Here is a 21,988-nt window from a genome sequence, read left to right on the forward strand (position 1 = left end):
ATCTTGCTTTTCAACACTCTTTTTATTAGATTCGACAAAATAATATTACTTATTTAATTATAAAGCTGTTTTCTTCGTATTTATTTCTATTCTTCTTTTGCGTTATCTTTTTTTACTTCTTCTTTATAATTACACTCACTATTTGAGCATTGTATATAATTTCCTTTTGTTTTCGAATATTTTGCTACCATATAAGAATTGCAATTAGGACATTTTTCTTTTACTGGTTCATACCAACTTACAAATTTACATTCAGGGTAACCTAAACATCCAAAAAATTTCTTTCCCTTTTTGCTCTTTTTAGCTACAATTGGTTTTCCACATTCAGGACATGGAACATCCAACTCCTCAACAATAGGTTTAGCATTCTTACACTCTGGATATCCAGGACATGCCAAAAATTCTCCAAACCTTCCTCTTTTAATAACCATCATTCGGCCACACTTTTCACATTTTACATCGCTGACCTTATCTTCAATTACTACTTTTGATATTTCTTTTTCAGCCTTTTCAATAGCAACTTTTAGTGGACTAAAGAATTCTTCTACTATTTGAGTCCAATTCTCATTTCCTTCTTCTACATCATCAAGCTTTCTCTCCATATCTGCCGTAAAATCAACATCAACTATTTGTCTAAAATATTCGCTTACAATATTATTTACTATTTCACCAAGTTCAGTTGGAATTAGATTCTTCTTTTCACGAACAACATAATTCCTTCCTAGAAGCGTTGAAATTGTTGGAACATACGTACTAGGTCTGCCTATACCTTTTTCTTCTAATAACTTAACAAAAGATGCTTCAGTATACCTTGGCTGTGGTTGTGTAAAATGTTGTGTTCCATTTAGCGATTCCACTTTTAGCTCTTCATTTTCCTTAAGCTCTGGTAATATTACAGAATTCTCATCTTCTTCATTTGAGTATTCATATATTTTCATAAAACCATCAAAAGAGATCACTGAACCAGATGCTTTAAATTTATAGTCTCCATTTTCTATATCTATTGAGTTTGTATTTAATTCACATGACGCCATTTGACTTGCAACAAATCTATTCCATATTAGAGAATACAATTTATATTGCTCTGGAGTTAAATTTTCTTTAGCAATTTCAGGTGTAATCTCTACATAAGTAGGTCTTATTGCTTCATGAGCATCTTGGATATTTTTCTTACCTTTATATACTCTAGGAGCACTTGGAAGATATTCTTTTCCATAAGTACCTTCTATAAATTCTTTTGCTCTTTCTTGAGCCTCCTCTGAAATTCTTACAGAATCAGTTCTCATATATGTTATCAATCCGACTGTACCATAACTTTTGACTTCAACACCTTCATAAAGTACTTGTGCAATTGACATAGTTCTCTTTGTCATAAAATTTAATTTTCTATTTGCATCCTGTTGCAGAGTACTTGTAGTAAAAGGTGGAAGAGGATTTCTATTTTTCTTACCTTTTTTTATACTTTTTACTACAAAGTTTCCCTGATTAAGCTCTTTTATAATTCCATTTGATGTTTCTTCGTTTCCGATCTCAATCTTCTTTCCTTTATATGTTGATAACCTGACTGGAAATTTCTTTTTTTCTTTTTTAAGTGTACAGTCTATTGACCAATATTCCTTTGGTATAAATTCATTTATTTCCTTTTCTCTATCACAAATCAATTTTAAAGCAGCTGATTGGACTCTTCCTGCACTAAGTCCCCACTTTACATTTTTCCATAAAATCGGACTTATTTCATAACCAACAAGTCTATCTAATATTCTTCTTGCTTGTTGGGCATCAACTAAATCCAAGTCTATTTTTCTAGCTTGCTTTATAGATGCTTTTACAGCTGTCTTTGTAACCTCATTAAATACAATTCTGCATGTTTCATCCTCTGAAATTTTTAATATATTGGCTAAATGCCACGAAATCGCTTCACCTTCTCTATCAGGGTCGGTTGCGAGATAAACCTTTTCTGCTTTTTTTGCAGCCTTTCTTAGTTTATCTATTAATTCTCCTTTTCCTCTAATAGTTATATACTTAGGAGTATAGTTATTTTCTATATCAACACCTAATGTACTCTTAGGTAAATCTCTTACGTGTCCCATTGATGCTTCTACAATATAATTCTTACCCAAATATTTGCCGATTGTTTTTGCTTTAGCCGGCGACTCAACAATTACAAGTTTTTGACCCATAGTATAACTCCATAAAATTTATGAAGTATTCACCCCCTACACATTTTTAAATTGTTTTCACATAGTAATTTCCCGGTAGACAAATAATTTCACTTTTTATTTGCATTTCAAATAATAATGCGTATAAAGCTCCTCTATCAACAGACGTATTTTTAAAAATATCATCTATGTGAATTGGTGAATCTGTAATTAACTCTAGTATTTCACTTTTCTCTGGTGTAAAATTCATCGGTTGAATTTCAACATGTTCTAAACTAAGTAAAACTCTTAAATCCTCTATATCAGTACATATACTAGCACCATCTCTAATTAGTTTGTTAGAACCACTTGCTCCAGCATATAATATAGAGCCTGGAACAGCAATAACTTTTTTCTCCTGCTGCTGCGCAAGTCTAGCTGTTATTAAAGATCCACTTTTTTCTGAAGCTTCTATAACTATTACACCCTCACTAAGACCACTAATTATTCTATTCCTTTTAGGAAAATTTTCTCTTAATGGTGCTGTACCAAGTAAAAATTCTGAAATTACTACGCCTTTTTCTGCTATTTTAGAAAACAACATTTTATTTTCAGATGGATAAGCTCTATCTATTCCACATCCTAATACGCATATGTTATATCCATCATTCTCTAAAGCTGTTTTATGTGCAATCGAATCAATTCCTCTTGCACCTCCGCTTATAAGCGTTATATTATTAGTAATAAGCTCCTTTGTCAAGAGTTTTGTTACAGTTAGTCCATAATTTGAGTATTTTCTTGCCCCTACTACACCTATAGATTTATTATTTATAATGCCTATATTTCCCATGTAAAAAAGGAAATAAGGAGGATTTAAAATCCCGCTCAATTTCTCTTTATATAAAGGATTAGAGTATGTTATATATCCTATATTTTTTTTATATAATGTTTCTTCTAATTTTAAAACTTCATAGCATAAATCATCTTTTTGAAAATTTTTTAATTTTTTAGATATTGTTTCATTTTCTTTTAATATCTCCTCAAAATTATTATATACATTTTCTGCTGTTTTATATTTATTTATTAATTTTATTTTTTGAAAACTTGTAATATCAATAAGTATTAACCATAATTCATAATCCATTTATACATATTCCCTTCTAAACCTATATAATTTCTCCATTAATATTTTTCCTATAGCTAAAAGCTTCTAGAATATGAAACTCTAAAATATCCCTTTGATTATCTATATCCGCTATAGTTCTTGCCAATTTTATTACCTTCCCATAACCTCTTAACGATACGCTTGATGTATTATAATATTTTTTTAGAAGCTCTGAACATTTCTTATTAACCCTACAAATTTCAAAAATGTCCTTTCCTTTTATATCTGAATTATATTTATAAGCCGTATTCTTAAATCTCAGTTTTTGTATCTCTCTAGCTCTAAGTACATTTTCTTTCATAATTTTTGAATCGTACGAATCTTTTTTGTTTTCTATCTCATCATAATTGAGTCTAGGCACATAATTTAATATATCAATTCTATCTAGCAAAGCACTTGAAAATTTCTTAGAATATTTAGTAATTTTAGTATTTAAATAATATTTGCTATCATTTAAATCTTTATCCTCATTGTTTTCTACTGGATTAAAGGCCCCGATTAGAAGAAAATCAGCAGGCATTTGATAACTTCCACTAAGCCTATTAATATTCACATTTTTTTCTTCAAGAGGTTCTCTTAGAGATTCAAGAACATCCTTCTTAAACTCCAAAATTTCATCTAAAAATAATACACCATTATGTGCAAGAGTTATTTCTCCAGGCCTTATTTCTTTTCCTCCGCCAATTAAGGCTATTCTTGTAGTTGTATGATGTGGAGCTCTGAAAGGTCTGCTAATATGAGAAATCTTTGTCATAAGGCCGCATGCACTATATATTTTTGCAATTTCTATTAATTCCTCTTGAGACAAGGATGGTAAAATTGAAATTAATGCTTTTGCAAGCATTGTTTTACCACATCCTGGCTCTCCATAAAGAATTATATTGTGTTTTCCAGCTGCCGCAATCTCTAATGCTCTTTTAGAAGAATATTGTCCTATAATATCCCCATAATCTAGTGAATATAGTATTTCTTCTTCTCTTTCATCGCTCTCCATCTCATAAGGGAGCATATCTTCATATGTAATGTGTGAGACTACTTCTTTTAAATTTTTTAATGGGTAATATTCAACATTCTTGAAATAATAACTTTCTTCTAAGTTTTCATAAGGAAAGATGAATTTTCTAATTTCCTTCCTTGCACCTTCAATTATTATAGGTATAGTACCTTTTACCCCTTTAAGTTCGCCAAATAAGGATAATTCTCCGAATATAATATACTCCTCCAAATTCTTTCTGCAAATTTGATTTGATTCCATTAATATACCAATTGCAATTGGCAAATCTAAAAGAGATCCAATTTTTCTTACATCTGCTGGAGCTAAGTTAATAGTAATTCTTCCTAACGGAAATTCAAACCCACAGTTTAATATTGCGGCTCTAACCCTTTCTTTTGCCTCTTTTACAGAAGCGTCTGGAAGTCCCACAATATTAAACACCGGTAAACCCTTAGATATATCTACCTCTACTTTTATTAAAAAACCTTCTAATCCATTGTGCGTTGCACTAATTATTTTCACTGCCATATAAATCACCTACTAAAAATTATAGACATACATTTAAATATTAATTCCATAAAAATACATTTGTTATATTTATTTTTTAATTGTTAATAATTCAAAGATATAATAGCAATGCAGTTAGTAATTTTTAATATATTTTAGTAAATAAAATTGGAAGTGATCTAGTGAAAAAAATAAATAAAGATATAGGTGATTTTAGCGAAGATTTAGCCAAGAAATATTTAGAAAAGAATGATTATAATATTTTGGATTGTAATTTCAAAAACTTTTTAGGTGAAATTGATATTATATGCAAAAAGAATAATTTATTAATTATTGTGGAAGTTAAGAGTAGATATAACAATAATTATGGATTGCCAAGAGAATCTGTTAATTTTTCAAAACAAAAGTCCATAATAAAAGTTGCAAATTCTTATATTAACTATAAAAGATTACCTAATATTAATGTTAGATTTGATGTCATTGAAGTTTATCTAAATTTAGAAAGTACAAATTTTAAAATAAACCATATAAAGGATGCTTTTAGACTTAACTAATTTATTAGTTTACTTGAGTTTTTAATGCAAATTTACTACCACAGCATATAAAACAAAAAAACTATAAGAATATTATTTAAATTTCTAATATTCTTATAGTTTTTTTATTAATTTATTTATCATGAACATACTAATCTCTTCATATAAATTCCATTTAGTCACATTCGAATAAATAACAAATCTATTTGCAATTTTATTTTTCAACATACTATGTTGGCGTATTGACCTAGCAGGCCTGCTATGATGCCAATTTGTCGCCTTTCCTTGCCTGATAAAAAATATTAATGGCACTTTTGACTTATTATCTATTTTCATGTGCTTAAGCAAAATTTAATTACAATAATTTTGTTAAAAAACTATTTCTATGAATGTCGCTTTTTCCGTATTTTTTTAGACCTTCTATATGTTTTGATGTACCATATCCGACATTATTTTCAAAGTCATAATGTGGGTATTTCTTAGCATATTCTTTCATCAGCTTATCTCTATACACTTTTGCTACAATTGATGCTGCAGCAATACTAGCACTTTTTGTATCACCTTTTATAACAGATTTATTCTCTATACCAATGTTCTTAATTAAATAGCCATCAGATAATACTAAATCTGGTTTTATACTAAGTGCATTACAACTTTCTAAAAACACTTTATTATTTGCAAAAGCTATTCCTTTTTCATCAATTTCTTTATTAGAAGAAACTGCTATTTGGTAACTTAATGCCTTTTCTTTTATTATTTCAGAAAGTTCTTCCCTTTTATGCTCTTTTACTTTTTTTGAATCATTTATATATAAGATTAAATCTTTTTCTAAAACATTTAAATCAAGAATAACACTACAAGCTACGATAGGACCCGCAAGAGGTCCTCTACCAACTTCATCTACACCAGCTATATACCGATAACTTCCAAATGATTTATCAAACTCATACATTGTTTTGAGTCTTTTAACTTCATTTAAATATGATTCTAAATCTTTCTCAATCTTTTTCTTAAGTGATAATACATTTTTCCTTTTATCTTCTTCTAGCCAGTTTATAACTTTTGTATGTTCATCATTTCTATATAAATCAACTATAGATAACTTATGTATTTCTTCCTTAATTTCCGCAAATGATAGTGATCTTATATCTTCATTAAACTGTATCATTTTCTTCTGTTGGGCGCTCCAATGTGATATTGCCCATTTTTCCTCCCCTGAATTCGTCAAGTAGTATAACAGCTATTCTATTATAGTCAATTTGTCCTCCAGAAATTAAAGTACCTCTTTTTTTGCCTATAGCATCTAATGTATCTAATGGATTTTCAAAAACTTCTTTAAGTTTATATCTTTCTTTTAATTTCTCTTCATAATTACTTTGTAATCTTTCAACAAGTTTCAAAGCTAATTCTTCTATATCCATTATTTCATCTTTTATAGCACCAGTAAAAGCTAAATTCAAAGCTGTTTCATCATCTTCAAATCTAGGCCATAACACTCCTGGGGTATCTAGCATTTCAATCCCCATTCCTGTTTTAATCCATTGTTTGCTCTTAGTAACTCCTGGCCTATCACCTGTTTTAGCTATATTATTTCTAGCCATTTTATTGATAAATGTAGATTTGCCTACGTTAGGTATTCCAACAACCATTACTCTCATTGTTATGTTAACCATACCTTTTGCCTTTAATCTATCATGCTTTTCCTTAAGTAATGTTAGCAATGTAGGCTTTATATTCTTAAGTCCATCACCTTTTAAACAATTAACCTCTAATACTTTAACATCATCTTTAGTTAAATAATTTATCCACTCTTTTGTAACTCTACCATCGGTTAAATCACTCTTATTTAAAAGTATAATTCTTGGTTTTCCCTCTAACAATTTTTCAATATCAGGATTCGCAGAACTTCTTGGAATTCTTGCATCTCTTATTTCAATTACAGCATCTACCAATTTCAAGTTTTCTTTAATTTCTCTTTGAGTTTTTTTCATATGTCCCGGAAACCAATTAATTGCCATATGAATTCCTCCTTAAATTTATTTTTCAGTTCAAAATACACAATTCACATTTCATGCCTTTAGGATACCCTGTAAGAAATTTATACTAAAATGACTTAGTAATTTTCTAATCCTATTCTAAAAAAATCCTTGCTTTAATTGTACATTAATCACGTATTAATATTATTTTTCTTATATAATAAAAAAAGGACTGAAACAGTCCCCTTTTCAAATACTATCTAGTTAATAATTCTTTAACTTTAGCAGCCTTACCAACTCTATCTCTTAAGTAGTAAAGTTTAGCTCTTCTAACTTTACCTTTTCTAGCGATTTCAATTTTGTCGATGATTGGTGCATTCATTGGGAATGTTCTTTCAACTCCAGTTCCGTAAGCAACTCTTCTTACAGTGAAAGTTTCTCTTAAACCACCATTTTGTTTTTTGATAACAGTACCTTCGAACATTTGAATTCTTTCTTTGTTACCTTCTTGAATCTTAACGTATACCTTTATAGTATCCCCGATAGCAAATTTAGGTAAGTCAGTTCTGATTTGTTCAGCTTCTATAGCTCTTATTATTTCGTTCATTGTGCATTCCCTCCTTAACGATAATTTGACGTTCTTAACACATATGTATGACAGCGGAACGCCCGTACTAGCACAAACTTAATATTATCACATAATTTTTTATATTTCAACAAAAATTATTTATTATTGTTATTTTTTAATATTTTAATATCTTCTTTGGTTAATGTAATTTTCTTATATAAATCGGGTCTAATCTTCTTTGTTACCTCAAGAGACTTAAGTCTTCTCCATTTTCTTATATTTTCATGATGCCCAGATAACAGAATTTCAGGCACCTTATCTCCTTCAAACTCTTCTGGTCTAGTGTATTGTGGATATTCTAAAAGTCCATTATAAAATGATTCTTCCATAAAACTCTCTTCTTTTCCCAAAACACCTGGAATTAATCTTAATATACAATCAATCACCGGAATTGCAGCCATCTCTCCGCCAGTCAGCACAAAATCTCCAAGTGAAATTTCCATATCTATATGCTTATAAACTCTTTCATCTATTCCTTCATAATGTCCACATAAAAATATAAGTCCTTCTTCCTTAGAAAGCTCTTTAGCAATCTCTTGGTTGAAAGTTTTTCCTCTCGGCCCTAAGAAAACAACCTTCCCTTTATTACTTAACTTTGCATCCCTTATAGTATCAACTATAGGCTGAGGTGCCATAACCATTCCAGCACCGCCCCCATAAGGATAATCATCAACTTTTTTGTGTTTGTTTAACGTATAATCCCTTATGTTTAGCGTTTCTAAATCTACTATGTTATTTTCTCTTGCTCTTCCTATTATACTATGATCAAAAATAGAAAACATTTCTGGAAATAACGTTAATATGCTAATCTTCATCTTGCCATTCACCTACTGGCTTAATAATGATTTTTTTCAAGTTTATATCTATATCTAGAACTATATCTCTAAGAACTGGTATTAATAGTTCCTTAGGTTCCTTAATCCAATATACATCATTGTTAGGAGTGCTTATTACATCGAAAATTCTTCCAATTTCTTTTTCATTAGTATCATATATAGTACATTCTTTTAAATCAGAAACATAATATGTGTCAGGTGGAAGTTCTGGCTCATTTTCGCGTGGTATTTCAATATATTTTTGTTTATAAGTTTCAGCATCATTCATAGAGTCTATACCTTCAATTTTTAGTATAACTCTATCTTTTTGGAATTTAACTCCTAGTATTTCCTTTTCCTCTCCACCTACTAAAACAGTTTTTAGACGTTTAAATTTATTTACATCTTCTGTTAGAGGATACACTTTAACTTCGCCTTTAATTCCATGTGTATTTATAATCTGACCAATTTTAAATAAATTTCCCACTCTTTTCACCTCATTTTAAGCATAAGAAGAATAATGGCATAAAATAACTTAGAGACGCGTATGACGAAAAATAGACCAGCATGCTGACTTGTTGTTATTTTTAATAGTATCTTATACTAAAATCCATTATTTTTTTGATTATGCCCTATATAAATTATTATATACTTTTTTCCTTGAACTCATTGTTAAAGATATTAGATTGTCTATATGATCTTAGTTTCACTTAACAAGTTCCGAATTGTTAAGCACACTCTTCTCATATATGTGTGCTTTTTCATATGCGAATTAATCTTAATTGTGCTGACGCGCATTTTTATAGACAAAATGTTCTCAGTTGCACTTATGCGCTTTTTTATAGTTAAATGATCTTGGTTGCGCTAAGGCGCTTTTTTCTAAGCGAAATGTTCTCAGTTGCGCTTGCGCGCTTTTTTCTAATGTGTATATTTAAAAAGAGTTAGGTTACCCTAACTCTCAATTTTTAGATGATTTCTACTATAACTCGTTTATTCTGTTTAACTGCTGCAGCTTTTATAACTGTTCTTATAGCTTTCGCAATTCTTCCTTGCTTACCTATAATCTTACCCATATCTTCTGGTGCAACTTTTAATTCAAGTATTATGGATTGTTCTCCATCTACTTCATTAACAGTAACTGCATCTGGGTTATCAACAAGGGATTTAGCCATAAATTCAACTAATTCCTTCATAAACGCCTACAATTAGTATGTACTAACTGTAGAATTCACCTCCAAAAATTACTTAGTAAGACCTGCATTATTGAAAAGTCTCTTAACTACTTCTGTTGGTTGTGCTCCATTAGATAACCATTCATTAGCTTTTTCTTCGTTGATTTTAACTTCAACTGGTTCAGTTAATGGATTATAGTATCCAATTTCATCGATGAACTTACCATCTCTTGGTGCTCTTGAATCTGCAACAATTATTCTATAGAAAGGAGCTTTCTTAGCACCCATTCTTCTTAATCTGATTTTTACTGCCATTTTAATTTCACCTCCTTTAAAGGATAATAAATATATATTTTAACTCTAATGCTTAGAAAGGTAACTTGCCAAATAGGCCGCCTTTCTTTGCCTGCTTCTGGAATGACTTCATTTGCTTCATGTTCTTTTTCATCATTTCATAGCCCTTCATGAGTTTATTAACTTCTTGTATATTAGTACCTGATCCTTTAGCTATTCTGCTTTTTCTTGATGGAGATTTTAGTATAAGGCTTGGATTTCTTCTTTCTTTTAGTGTCATTGATTGAATAATCGCCTTAGTCTTATCAAGAGCCTCAGTCCCCTTATCAAAGTCAACTCCTTGAAGTTCCTTTGAATTTAAGCCAGGTATCATTTCCATAATCTTATTTAAAGGTCCAAGTTTTTTCATTTGTTCCATTGCCATTAGATAATCTTCAAAGTTAAATTCTTGATTTAACATTCTCTTACCTAAATCAGCTGCTTCCTTTTCATCAATGGCTTCTTGAGCTTTTTCAATAAGCGATAATACATCACCCATTCCTAAAATTCTTGATGCCATTCTATCAGGATGGAACACTTCAAAATCATTCATTTTTTCACCAACACCGGCATATTTGATTGGCTTATCAATTATAGTTTTAATTGACAGTGCAGCTCCACCTCTAGTATCACCATCTAGTTTTGTTAAAATAACTCCACTTAAATCTAAATCATTATTAAAGTTTTCTGCAACATTAACAGCATCTTGACCTGTCATTGCATCAACAACTAATAATATTTCTGATGGGTTTACATTATCTTTTATATTTTTTAGTTCCTGCATTAATTCTTCATCAATGTGAAGTCTACCTGCAGTATCTATGATAACTACATTATTTCCATTATCTTTTGCATGAGTGATTGCATTCTTTGCAATTTCAACAGGGTTTACTTTATCTCCCATCGAAAATACTGGAATTTCGATTTGTTTTCCTACAACTTCTAATTGCTTTATAGCTGCTGGTCTATAAATATCACAAGCCACTAATAATGGTTTTTTATTATTTTTTCTAAGGTTTAACGCAAGTTTACCACACATAGTAGTTTTACCTGCTCCTTGTAATCCAACTAACATTATAACTGTAAGTCCTGAACTACTATAATTAAGTTTACTTTCAGTTCCACCCATAAGATTAGTAAGTTCTTCATTAACTATCTTTATTACATGTTGTCCTGGTGTTAGACTTTCAAGAACTTCACTTCCAACACATTTAGAACTAACAGAAGAAATAAATTGTTTAACAACTTTATAGTTAACATCTGCTTCTAGTAAGGCAAGCTTTACTTCTCTCATGGCTTCTTTTATATCTTTTTCAGTCAACTTTCCTTTACCTTTTAATTTTCTAAAAGTTTCCTGTAATTTTTCACCTAATCCTTCGAAAGCCATGTTTACTCCTCCTTATAAATTTTCTAGCTTTTCTTTATATTTTATAATATCCTCATCATCTATGGAATATTTATTTTTTAAGTGTTCTAAAAAATTCATAATTTCCTTTTTTCTATTTATACTCTTTTGAAGTAAGTTAAGTTTACGTTCATAGGAGAGAAGTTGTTTATAACATCTTTTGATTAAATCATGAATAGCCTGACGACTCGTTTGATTAAGCTCAGCTATTTCAGCTAACGATAAATCATCATTATAATACCACTGCATAATTTCACTTTGCTTTTCTGTTAATAACGGACCATAAAAATCCATAAGTAACGAAATCTCAACTCTATCTTCCATTTAATCACCTTACCCACAAAAGAGATTTTAACAGGATTATTTCAAAGTGTCAAGTATTTTTACTTAACACTTTTATTTTTTTACACCTAGGCTCTATATCTCAAGTTTTTTGATACAATTAATGATTTTTAAATTGCTTATATTTTGTATATTCATAATCAAAAACCTTGAACCCCTGATGTTTCCAATAAATATTTACATATTTTCATATGTATATTTAAAAATATGAATCTTTGAAACTATTTTTATATAAACCTATGTACCTTTAAAAATGTGTTTATAGAAATATATTTTCGTATAAACATTTAAACATAGTTTAATTTTTATATATTTTTCTAGAAATATTTTTAAGACACACAAGAAAATCCACTTCCAAAACCGTGCACATTTCGCCACTTTTAAAAGTTATTCGTATATTTGACTTCATTATAATTTCCTAACGCAATGAAAGAAAATAATAGACCAAACATACTGGCCTATTATTTCTTATCTAACCCTATATTAATGCTTCAGCAAATCCTTCTGCATCAAATTTTTGAAGATCATCAATACCTTCCCCGACTCCTATGTATCTAACAGGAATATTTAAGCTTTGCTTTATAGATAAAACAACGCCACCTTTTGCTGTTCCATCTAATTTAGTTAATATTATTCCATCTATCGGACAAGCTTCCATGAACTGCTTTGCTTGAATAACAGCATTTTGACCTGTTGTTGCATCTAAAACTAGTAATGTTTCTTTTCTATAGCCTTGCAATTCCCTATCAATTATTCTGTTTATCTTTTCAAGCTCATTCATTAAGTTCTTTTTATTATGAAGCCTTCCAGCCGTATCACATATTAATAGATCAACATTTCTAGCCTTTGACGCTTCTATTGCATCGAAAACAACCGCAGCCGGATCCGATCCTTCCTGATGTTTAACTATATCAACTTCAGCTCTAGAACTCCATACTTCAAGCTGATCAATAGCAGCAGCTCTAAATGTATCAGCTGCAGCCAGTAATACTTTTTTTCCTTCTTGTTTATTCTTTGCTGCAAGTTTTCCTATAGATGTAGTTTTACCAACACCATTTACCCCAATTATAAGCATTACTTTCTTTTCTTTTTCGTCATCTTCATATGTACCTTCAAGTAATATATCTCTAATTACTTCTTTTAATGCCGGTTTTACTTCTTGAGGATCGTTTATTTTTTCTTTTCTGATTTTAACCCTTAATCTTTCTATAATATCTACTGTTGTGTCCATACCGATATCAGACATGATTAATATTTCTTCTAATTCCTCATATAAATCCTCATCTATAGTTACTGCCAAATTTAAGGCCTCATTTATCTTATCAGTCAATCCATCTCTTGTCTTTGCTAATCCCTCTTTTAGTTTATTAAATAAATTTCCAAACAAATTCATTTCCTCCTAATTAAAATTTTCTGCTCGAGTGAAACTTGATTTAAGATAAGTCATCTCATCTTAAATCTTAGTCGAACTAATCCAGAAGCTTGCAGCCGTTACCTCTCATTATAAGTAGACGGTTTACGTATGCTAGCTATCGGAAAAGTCTACTGAAACTACCTTTGATACACCTTTCTCTTCCATTGTTACTCCATATATAATATCACTTACCTCCATAGTTCCCTTTCTATGAGTTATAATTATAAATTGAGTATTTTGAGAGAACATTTTTAGGAACTCTGCATATCTATATACATTTGCATCATCTAAAGCCGCTTCTATTTCATCCAATATACAGAAAGGCGTTGGTTTCATCTTTAAAATTGCAAAAAGTAAAGCTATTGCAGATAAAACCTTCTCTCCACCAGACATTAGATTAATATTTTGAAGTTTTTTTCCTGGCGGCTCTACATTTATGTCAATATTAGCTGTAAGCTCGTCGCCTTCACCTAAAATAAGCTCAGCACTTCCACCTTTAAACAAATCTTTAAAAGTTTTATCAAAATTATAATTCAATATTTTGAAGTTTTCTTTAAATAAACTTTTCATTTCATTAGTCATTTCTTCAATAACAGCATTTAACTCCCTCTTGGCATTTTCTAAATCCTCTGCCTGAGTAGACATAAACTCATACTTTTCTTTAATTTCTTCATACTCTTCTATTGCTGCTAAATTTACTACTCCAAGTTTTGTTATCTTTCCTTTAGTAACAAAGATTTCTTGTTTCAAAGCTTCCTCATCAACTACTGGCTCACATTTATCTAATGCCTCTGCATAAGTTAATTCTAGCTCTTCATTAAGTTTCTTATAAACATGCTCCCTATCATTTTCTTTCTTAGCTTTAATCACTTCTCGTTTATTAACTTCCATTTCTTTTAAGCTGACTTCATCCAAAATACCGCTTATTACATTATCTTTTTCTTTAAATTCTTGCTTTAACTTTTCTTTTAATATCTCATCATCTTTAAAGTTTACTTCTAAATTGCTGATATTAATATTATTTTCTTCAATATTCTTATTCTTAGCTTTTATATCTAAATTTAAACTTTCAATATTTTTTTTATTTTCCTCATTTTCATTATTTAAAAGTTCATTTTTAATCTCTAAATCTTTAATTTCTTTTTCTATTCTTAAAAATTCATTCTTTTTATTTTCTATCGCCTCATCCAACTTAGCCTTACTGATTTTCATTTCTGTAAGCTTAGTATCGCTATCATTAACTTCTTGAACTTTGATTTTCATTAATTGTTCCAGTTCTATACTTTTGCTCTTGTTAGCTGTATTTTCACTTTCAATCACCTGAACTTCAGATTCTTTAGCTCTAATCTTTTCTAAAATAGCTTCTCTTTCACCTGCTATTCTTTTTATTTCTTCTTTAGCAGTTTCTAGATTTCTCTTTAACTTGTCCGTATCAGATTGTAACCCTTTAATCTCACTTTCCTTTTTTGTAAGCTCAATATTTTTCTCATGAACTTCGTCCCTTTTATTTAGCATATCCTCGTCTAGGTTTTGTATTTCTTTCTTGATATCTTGAACTAGTATTTTCAATTCCTCATATTTCTCTTTTTTATTGCTTATATCTAATACTAATTCTTCAATCTCTCTTTTTCTACCTAGAACATTTGAATTTTTCCCCTTTATGCTACCACCTGTTAATGCTCCCCCTGGATTTATGATTTCTCCATCCAAAGTAACGATTCTATAATTATATTTTCCGATTCTTGCGATATTAAGAGCGCAGTCCATGTTACTGCAGATTATTGTTCTTCCTAGAGAATAATCCATTATATTTTTATACTCTTTGTCGTAAGATATTATGTCACTTGCAATCCCAATATATCCATCAGCTTCAGTTATATTTCTATCTAGTTCTAACTTCTTTCCTTTTATAATATTTAAAGGTAAAAATGTCGCTCTTCCTAGACTATTTTTTTTCAAATATCCTATAAGAACTTTTGCTATTTCTTCATTTTTTGTTATAACATTTGAAATTGCAGCACCTAAAGCTATTTCTATAGCAACTTCATACTTTTTACCTACAGTGAAAATTTCACCTAAGACTTTAGTATCATTTGCAGCCGTAATTCTTTCCCTATGAATTAATTCCATTAAAGATTTTACTGACCTGTTATATCCTTCATAATGCTTTTCCAAGTTTTCTAACATTGATCTATTTGCATCAAGTTTTGTTAAAGTCCCACTTAATTCTCTAAGTTCATTTTCTTTTTTAGTTAAATTTGCTGATAGAGAACCTATTTTTTTCTTATGCTCTACTATTTGCATATTTAACAATTTTATATTGTCTTTATTCTTTTCAATTTCACTAGTTAGGTCTTTATAAGTCGCTAAATTAATAACAATATTATTTTCTAGAAAAGATGTAGACGAATTTAGGGTTTCTTTTTTCTCTTCTCTTAGCGAAAGATCTTTATTTAGCATAGTAATCTCATTCTTCATATCTGAGTTACTTCTTAAAAGTTCAAATTCACCTTCTCTTAGAGATTTTATTTCTTCATCTATACTTTTAAGTTCCTTAGAACTTTTTATATTGTTTTCTTCTAAACTTACTATATCTTCTTCTCTTAATCTTTGTTCCTTTAGTCTTTCACTCAATTCGCTTTCTAATAATTTCTTGTTTTCATTAAGCTGATTTACCTTAACTAAAATATCATCTAGCTCATAATTATTCCTATTGATCTTTTCTTCAAAACTCTTAATTCTTTCTTTGTAAAGTTCTATACTTTTTTCATCTTCACTAACAGTTTCTTTTAGGCTATAATATTTCTCTTTTTCTTCTAAATTCTTCTTTTCTAGCTTTTCTATTTTCAGTTCTAACTCTTTAAGTTGTGACTTATAACTAGACACTTCTTTACGCTTATCTTCAATTTCTTTAATTTTTGAATTTAAATCTTCATTGAAGCCTTTTAATTCTTCTTCCATCTTGTCTATGGTATGTACTATAAGTGATACTTCTTTCTTTTTCAAATTGTTAGATAAGTCAGTAAATTCTAATGCCTTCTCTCTTTCAATCCTCAAGGGTTCTATTCTCTCTTCATAAGTTGATAGAATATCATTTATTCTAACTAAATTTTCATCCGTATTGCTTAACTTTTTCTCTGCTTCTTCTTTTCTATTTTTAAACTTTACAATACCTGCAGCTTCCTCTAAGAGATTTCTTCTATCTTCTGGCTTACCACTTAATATGGCTTCAATCTTACCTTGTCCAATTAGTGAGTAACCTTCCTTACCAATTCCTGTATCCATAAAAAGATTTATTACATCTTTTAGCCTACACTTTGAATTATTTATTAAATATTCCGATTCTCCTGATCTAAATATTCTTCTTGATACAACTACTTCGTTATATTCTGTCGCGAGCTTTTCATCACTATTATCAAGGGTTAGCGAAACCTGAGCAAGGCCCACCGGCTTTCTAAACTGCGTTCCTGCAAATATTACATCTTCCATTTTTCCGCCTCTTAGAACCTTAACGCTCTGTTCTCCCAATACCCATCTTACAGCATCCGAAATATTACTCTTTCCACTTCCGTTAGGTCCTACAACAGCTGTAACGCCTTGTTTAAATTTTAATTCTGTTTTATCAGCAAAAGATTTAAATCCTCGTATTTCTAGAGATTTTAAAAACATGTGTCCTCTCCTTAAAAAGAAAATATACTAGGTAATAATGTTACAACAAAGATTACTATAATAAAAATAGTCATTGCAATCATCATTTTTTCTCTGGTCTTTTTTTTCATATTAAACAACTCCTTATTATAATTTAGTTTATAGTAAAGCTTATTAAATATCAATAATTCACTAATAAAAATGCCGTAAGATTTCTAAGTTACAAGTGAAAAATGATAAGTAGTAAATTAAGGTAAAAAGCCCAGGCTTTTTATTCTTTATTAAAGATCTTCTCAAGAAAATTTCATCCTTAATTTGCCACTAATTAACTTTCAAGCTTTTAACTTATCACTTTCAAGTTTTAATTTGTCACCAATAATCTGCATTATTAAAAGCGAGAGTCTCCCCTCGCTAGTATTCTATATCTAAATCTCTATTTTTTAGACAAAGTTTTATATGACATCTTTCAATATCATCATCTTGTTTTACATCAATAATTTTCCCATTATCTCTAAGCTTACTGAAATATGTTTTCTTATTAGCGTAAAGCTTACTTAAATCCCTTGGGTTAATATATAGAAGTCCTATTTTTTCTTCCATCATATTTTTTAAAATGATATCTGACAATAAACTGCCTTCGACCAATTCTCTAAACGATGGATGGAACGGACCTGCCACTATATCTTTTCCTTCATTTATGCTTTCTGTTGGCTGAAGACCAATTCTTATTACATTGATGTTATGCTTTTTATACATCTCATACATAACCTTACTTACGTTAACTGCCTCTTCAAGAGAATACGGATTATACTCTTTATTAATATACATTCTTTCCATTGGAGTATCTTTTATAACTAAAGACGGATATATTCTACAAATATCTGGATTCATCTTAATTGATTCCTTAGTCGTTTCTATATCTCTTTCAAAAGTATCTCCTGGCAGTCCTGGCATTATTTGATGCCCTAATATAAATTTATATTCCTTTATTAATTTAGATGCATTTATAACGTCACTAACGCTATGTCCTCTACCTGCCTTTTTTAGCACTTCTTCATTTAGAGATTGAACTCCAAGCTCTATTATGTCAACTCCATACTCTTTAAGATATGTAAGTATATAATCATTGATGTAATCTGGTCTTGTAGAAAGTCTTATTTTATCTATGAGACCTTTTTCTTTGAACTCCTTAGCCACTTTTAGAAGTTCCCTTTGTTTTTCTTCCCTAATCCCTGTAAATGTACCACCAAAAAATGAAATTTCAATAGTTGCATTTTTATTCTTTATAGTTTCTAAATAATCATTTATTGTGGTAATTACTGAACTTGCCGTAACCTCTTCATCATCAACACCTGTTATTCTATCCTGATTGCAGAATACGCAATTATGCGGACATCCTTCGTGAGGTACAAATATCGGTATTATATAATAATTTTTACTCATGTTTACCTTCCAATATATCCAATGCCTGTTTAGCTGCATTTTGTTCTGCTTCTTTTTTACTATAGCCTGAACCTTCACCCATTAATTTTTTATCTATAACTACATTCGTAAAAAATTTTCTTCTGTGAGGTGGTCCTTCAAATTTTGTAAGTTCATATTGAATTGCTACTTCTCCATCTTTTTGAAGAAGTTCTTGAAGTTTTGTTTTGAAATCTAATACTATTTCATTATTTATTGCTTTATTTATTATCTCTTCAAAATGAAGCAATATAAAATCTCTTACAAAACCAATGCCTTTGTCTAAATAAACAGCTGCAATGATTGCTTCAACAGCATCTGCTTGTATTGAAATTCTTTCTCTTCCACCTGTAATTTCTTCACCTTTACTCATTCTAATATAAGATCCTAGGTTTATCTTTTTTGCAATTTCGTAAAGAGAATTTTCACAAACTATCAAGCTTCTTATTTTTGTCAGCTCACCTTCTGTTTTATGTTTGTAATTATTAAAAAGGTATTCTGTAATACAAAGCTGCAATACTGAGTCCCCTAGAAATTCAAGTCTTTCATTATATTCCGCATCCTTAAATTGATTTCCAAAAGAGCTATGAGTAAGAGCCGTTTTTAGTAGTGTGTGGTTATTAAAAAAAACCCCTAAATTTTCTTCTATTTCTTTAAGTGTATATCTATTCATGTATTCCACTCCTTGAAGTTTATTCTTCAACTTGCTAACTTATTACTGTATGTCACACATAACAAATTCAAGAATAAACTATTAATTTGATATTTTAGTTACTATATTGATTTTCATTCCTAATTTCCAACTAAAAACATCGTTATCATAGACAGTAACATTTGTACGCAAATATATTACTAAAGTACATTTCTCACTAAAATCTATTTTAAAATGATTTTAAATTTAGTCCTCACTTTGTAAAATATAAAATCCCGCAAGATGCGGGATTATTTTATTCTTCGTGATGAGCTTTTACGTAATTGACAACATCTCCAACTGTTTTGAAGTTTTCAACGTCTTCGTCAGGTATTTCCATATCTAGTTCATCTTCTAGAGCCATTATAAGCTCAACTATATCTAATGAGTCCGCATTTAAATCTTCAATAAATGATGCTTCCATAACAACGCTTTCTACATCGATACTTAATTTATCAGCAATAATTGCTTGGATCTTTTCAAACATTTGTTTCACCTCCCAAGTTCTACATTTAGATAATATTATATATTGTTTAAATCGTCAATATTAGTTTCAATATATTTTAACTAATTTTCCGAAGAAAATTCATTTCTTATATCTTTTAATACATTATTATCATAGAAAATTTTAGTTTGTTTAATAGAATTCTTAAATGCTCTTGCGTCAGAACTGCCATGAGCTTTTATACAAATCCCATCAACTCCTAAGAACGGAGCTCCACCATATTCCTTATAATCAAACTTTTTCATTATATTTTTTAGCACAGGTTTTAGTAGAACTACTCCTATTTTAGATATAATCGACGATTTAAGCACCTCATCTTTAATTATACCTAATATACTCGAAGCGGACCCTTCATACATCTTTAAAGCTGTATTTCCCACAAAACCATCACTTACTAAAATATTAGTGTCGCCAGTAGGTATTTCTCTAGGCTCTATATTCCCTTTAAAATTTATAGAACTCTCTTTCTTCAAAAGCTTAAAAGCAGCTTTTGTAAGTTCATTTCCTTTTTCTTCTTCTTCTCCAATATTTATAAGTCCTATAGTCGGATTTTCAACATTGAAAACCTTTTGATAATATATTTTTCCCATCTTTGCAAATTGCACCAAAAATGAAGGTTTGCAATCAACATTAGCACCAACATCTACTATCATAAACTTTCCACGTCTACCCGGCATTATAGGCGCAAGAGCAGGCCTTTCTATTCCTTTAACTCTGCCTACTATCAACGTACACCCAGCTAAAAATGCACCTGTACTGCCTCCTGATACTACAGCATCACAAATTCCTTCTTTAACTAAGTTTAGTGCCTTAACTATACTTGAATCTTTCTTCTTTCGTAGAGCCATGACAGGATGCTCATTAGGTGAAATTACTTCCTTTGCATCTACTATAATAACTTTTTCCTTGGGATAAGTATATTTAGCTAACTCTAGATTTAGAACTTCTTCTGGACCGGTAATATACAATTGGATATCATTATATGCCTTAAGAGCTTGAATAGAGCCTTCTATTACTGCCACAGGTGCATTATCTCCCCCCATGCCATCTATAGCTATTTTCATCTGAATACCTCCCTTCTTCCACTTTAATTATAAATAAATTAGTTTAATTAATAAATAGAATATTCTCTTTTTTAGATAAAGATTATTCAACTTATACTTATGTGGTAATAAACCCAAAGTAGAAACATCGTTATTTCTCAGAACTATGAAAATTTCGATAAGAAGTTTTAAGTATAAATTTAATAGCGCAACATGTATATATTTCTTTATATAAGAAAAGAAAGTCATAAAGACTTTCTTTTATTTTTCAGAAGCTACAACTTCCTTACCTTTATAATAACCACAATTTTTACATACTCTATGAGCAAGTTTCATTTCGTGGCATTGTGGACATTCAACTATGCCAGGTAAACTAGCTTTAAAAGTTTGAGCTCTTCTTGCTTTTACTTTAGCTTTTCCTGATTTTCTTGCTGGACAACCCATTCATTACACCTCCTTATTATCAAACAAACCTTTCAAGGCCTCAAAACGTATATCTACATCTTCTTTTTGACACGAACATGAGTTGTGATTTAAGTTACACCCACATTCTTGACATAGCCCTTTACAGTCGTTCTTGCAAACTCTTTTAATAGGTAGTGTTGAAATTATGCTACTTTCAACAATTTCTGTGATGTCTAAAACATCATCCATTACAACAATAGCTTCATCGTCATCACTATCTCTATTAGTTGTAAACCTTTCTTCTATATCAATATCTATTGGATAGATAAAGGTATCTAAACATCTTGAACATATCATTTCTAAATCAGTTTTGATTTTAGCATTTAATATTAATATATCCCCATCTGATGCGATCTTCCCAACAACTTCACAAGGTTTTATTGGCTTAATTATATCTCCCTCAAAATCAAATTGTGGTGCATCAAATGTATAATCAATCTTCTTGCTTCTATCTTTACCTGAAATAATATCTGAAATTTGTACTTTCATAAAATCACAGGATAATTATATAATAAAACTAATGTAAACTATATAATATTTCCTCTTTCACTCCTTAGCACATATATTTATAAAACAAACACAACTAATTATATAAATTGCGTGCCAAAAAGTCAAGAAATTTATTATAAATTCCTATTTCTCCATATGAAAGAAAACAGCAGGCTCGTGATATAAGTGTTTTTGTATGTATAATAACTGCTCCCTTTTACGTATATATTTTCTTCTATAAAGGAAGTACAGCCAAATATATTG

The 21,988-nt window shown here is 29.9% G+C and carries 21 protein-coding genes; 1 reads left to right on the forward strand and 20 read right to left on the reverse strand.

The window, feature by feature from the left end; translation table 11 throughout:
* Window positions 1-86: 86 nt before the first annotated feature.
* The 3 genes from topA to ACJDTP_RS00300 are packed head-to-tail and all read right to left on the reverse strand — an operon-like array spanning window position 87 to window position 4,825.
* Window positions 87-2,180: a type I DNA topoisomerase gene (gene topA, locus ACJDTP_RS00290; protein WP_077838853.1), complete on the reverse strand. Its 2,094-nt coding sequence runs from the start codon at window positions 2,178-2,180 to the stop codon at window positions 87-89.
* Between the two features lie 46 nt (window positions 2,181-2,226).
* On the reverse strand, window positions 2,227-3,282 hold the full coding sequence (dprA, locus tag ACJDTP_RS00295; protein WP_406760185.1) for a DNA-processing protein DprA: 1,056 nt from the start codon (window positions 3,280-3,282) through the stop codon (window positions 2,227-2,229).
* Window positions 3,283-3,304: 22 nt separating this feature from the next.
* Window positions 3,305-4,825: a YifB family Mg chelatase-like AAA ATPase gene (locus tag ACJDTP_RS00300; RefSeq protein WP_406760186.1), complete on the reverse strand. Its 1,521-nt coding sequence runs from the start codon at window positions 4,823-4,825 to the stop codon at window positions 3,305-3,307.
* A gap of 161 nt (window positions 4,826-4,986) precedes the next feature.
* On the opposite strand from ACJDTP_RS00300, the gene ACJDTP_RS00305 reads away from it, so the two are divergent.
* A complete protein-coding gene (locus tag ACJDTP_RS00305) occupies window positions 4,987-5,358 on the forward strand; it encodes a YraN family protein (RefSeq protein WP_077838850.1) in 372 nt (123 codons plus the stop codon).
* Between the two features lie 334 nt (window positions 5,359-5,692).
* Here the strand turns inward: ACJDTP_RS00305 and ACJDTP_RS00310 are convergent, their stop codons facing one another.
* The 17 genes from ACJDTP_RS00310 to ACJDTP_RS00390 form a co-directional block, all read right to left on the reverse strand.
* On the reverse strand, window positions 5,693-6,505 hold the full coding sequence (locus ACJDTP_RS00310) for a ribonuclease HII (RefSeq protein ID WP_406760306.1): 813 nt from the start codon (window positions 6,503-6,505) through the stop codon (window positions 5,693-5,695).
* A complete protein-coding gene (gene ylqF / locus ACJDTP_RS00315) occupies window positions 6,492-7,355 on the reverse strand; it encodes a ribosome biogenesis GTPase YlqF (RefSeq protein WP_077838848.1) in 864 nt (287 codons plus the stop codon). The genes ACJDTP_RS00310 and ylqF overlap by 14 nt, the downstream gene beginning before the upstream one ends.
* A 214-nt stretch (window positions 7,356-7,569) precedes the next feature.
* Window positions 7,570-7,920, reverse strand: coding sequence for a 50S ribosomal protein L19 (gene rplS, locus ACJDTP_RS00320; protein WP_023973323.1), 351 nt, complete (start codon window positions 7,918-7,920; stop codon window positions 7,570-7,572).
* Window positions 7,921-8,036: 116 nt separating this feature from the next.
* A complete protein-coding gene (gene trmD, locus ACJDTP_RS00325) occupies window positions 8,037-8,756 on the reverse strand; it encodes a tRNA (guanosine(37)-N1)-methyltransferase TrmD (protein ID WP_077838847.1) in 720 nt (239 codons plus the stop codon).
* On the reverse strand, window positions 8,746-9,243 hold the full coding sequence (gene rimM, locus ACJDTP_RS00330; protein ID WP_077838846.1) for a ribosome maturation factor RimM: 498 nt from the start codon (window positions 9,241-9,243) through the stop codon (window positions 8,746-8,748). Before rimM ends, trmD begins: the two co-directional genes overlap by 11 nt.
* Before the next feature lie 478 nt (window positions 9,244-9,721).
* Window positions 9,722-9,949, reverse strand: coding sequence for a KH domain-containing protein (locus ACJDTP_RS00335; protein WP_011968514.1), 228 nt, complete (start codon window positions 9,947-9,949; stop codon window positions 9,722-9,724).
* Between the two features lie 48 nt (window positions 9,950-9,997).
* A complete protein-coding gene (gene rpsP / locus ACJDTP_RS00340; RefSeq protein ID WP_008424801.1) occupies window positions 9,998-10,243 on the reverse strand; it encodes a 30S ribosomal protein S16 in 246 nt (81 codons plus the stop codon).
* 52 nt (window positions 10,244-10,295) lie between these two features.
* Complete coding sequence (gene ffh, locus ACJDTP_RS00345) at window positions 10,296-11,648, reverse strand: signal recognition particle protein (RefSeq protein ID WP_077838845.1); 1,353 nt, start codon at window positions 11,646-11,648, stop codon at window positions 10,296-10,298.
* 12 nt (window positions 11,649-11,660) lie between these two features.
* Window positions 11,661-11,990 carry a putative DNA-binding protein gene (locus tag ACJDTP_RS00350; RefSeq protein ID WP_065415735.1) on the reverse strand — a complete coding sequence of 110 codons (330 nt, stop codon included), beginning with the start codon at window positions 11,988-11,990 and terminating at the stop codon, window positions 11,661-11,663.
* A gap of 496 nt (window positions 11,991-12,486) precedes the next feature.
* Entirely contained in the window at window positions 12,487-13,395 is a 909-nt protein-coding gene (gene ftsY / locus ACJDTP_RS00355) for a signal recognition particle-docking protein FtsY (protein WP_041894962.1), read from the reverse strand.
* A 138-nt stretch (window positions 13,396-13,533) separates the two neighbouring features.
* Window positions 13,534-17,091, reverse strand: a complete 3,558-nt coding sequence (gene smc, locus ACJDTP_RS00360) for a chromosome segregation protein SMC (protein WP_406760187.1) — start codon at window positions 17,089-17,091, stop codon at window positions 13,534-13,536.
* A gap of 390 nt (window positions 17,092-17,481) precedes the next feature.
* Window positions 17,482-18,513 (reverse strand): elongator complex protein 3, encoded by a 1,032-nt coding sequence (locus ACJDTP_RS00365; RefSeq protein ID WP_406760188.1) that lies wholly within the window; start codon window positions 18,511-18,513, stop codon window positions 17,482-17,484.
* A complete protein-coding gene (gene rnc, locus ACJDTP_RS00370; RefSeq protein ID WP_103698118.1) occupies window positions 18,506-19,204 on the reverse strand; it encodes a ribonuclease III in 699 nt (232 codons plus the stop codon). Before rnc ends, ACJDTP_RS00365 begins: the two co-directional genes overlap by 8 nt.
* 274 nt (window positions 19,205-19,478) lie before the next feature.
* Complete coding sequence (acpP, locus tag ACJDTP_RS00375) at window positions 19,479-19,709, reverse strand: acyl carrier protein (RefSeq protein WP_009169140.1); 231 nt, start codon at window positions 19,707-19,709, stop codon at window positions 19,479-19,481.
* 80 nt (window positions 19,710-19,789) lie between these two features.
* A complete protein-coding gene (gene plsX / locus ACJDTP_RS00380) occupies window positions 19,790-20,791 on the reverse strand; it encodes a phosphate acyltransferase PlsX (protein WP_406760189.1) in 1,002 nt (333 codons plus the stop codon).
* Window positions 20,792-21,031: 240 nt separating this feature from the next.
* Window positions 21,032-21,214, reverse strand: a complete 183-nt coding sequence (gene rpmF, locus ACJDTP_RS00385; protein ID WP_011968506.1) for a 50S ribosomal protein L32 — start codon at window positions 21,212-21,214, stop codon at window positions 21,032-21,034.
* Between the two features lie 3 nt (window positions 21,215-21,217).
* Window positions 21,218-21,724, reverse strand: coding sequence for a YceD family protein (locus ACJDTP_RS00390; protein WP_077844564.1), 507 nt, complete (start codon window positions 21,722-21,724; stop codon window positions 21,218-21,220).
* Between the last annotated feature and the right edge of the window lie 264 nt (window positions 21,725-21,988).

The sequence above is a fragment of the Candidatus Clostridium helianthi genome, from assembly GCF_045310795.1.
Taxonomy (GTDB): Bacteria; Bacillota; Clostridia; order Clostridiales; family Clostridiaceae; genus Clostridium; species Clostridium helianthi.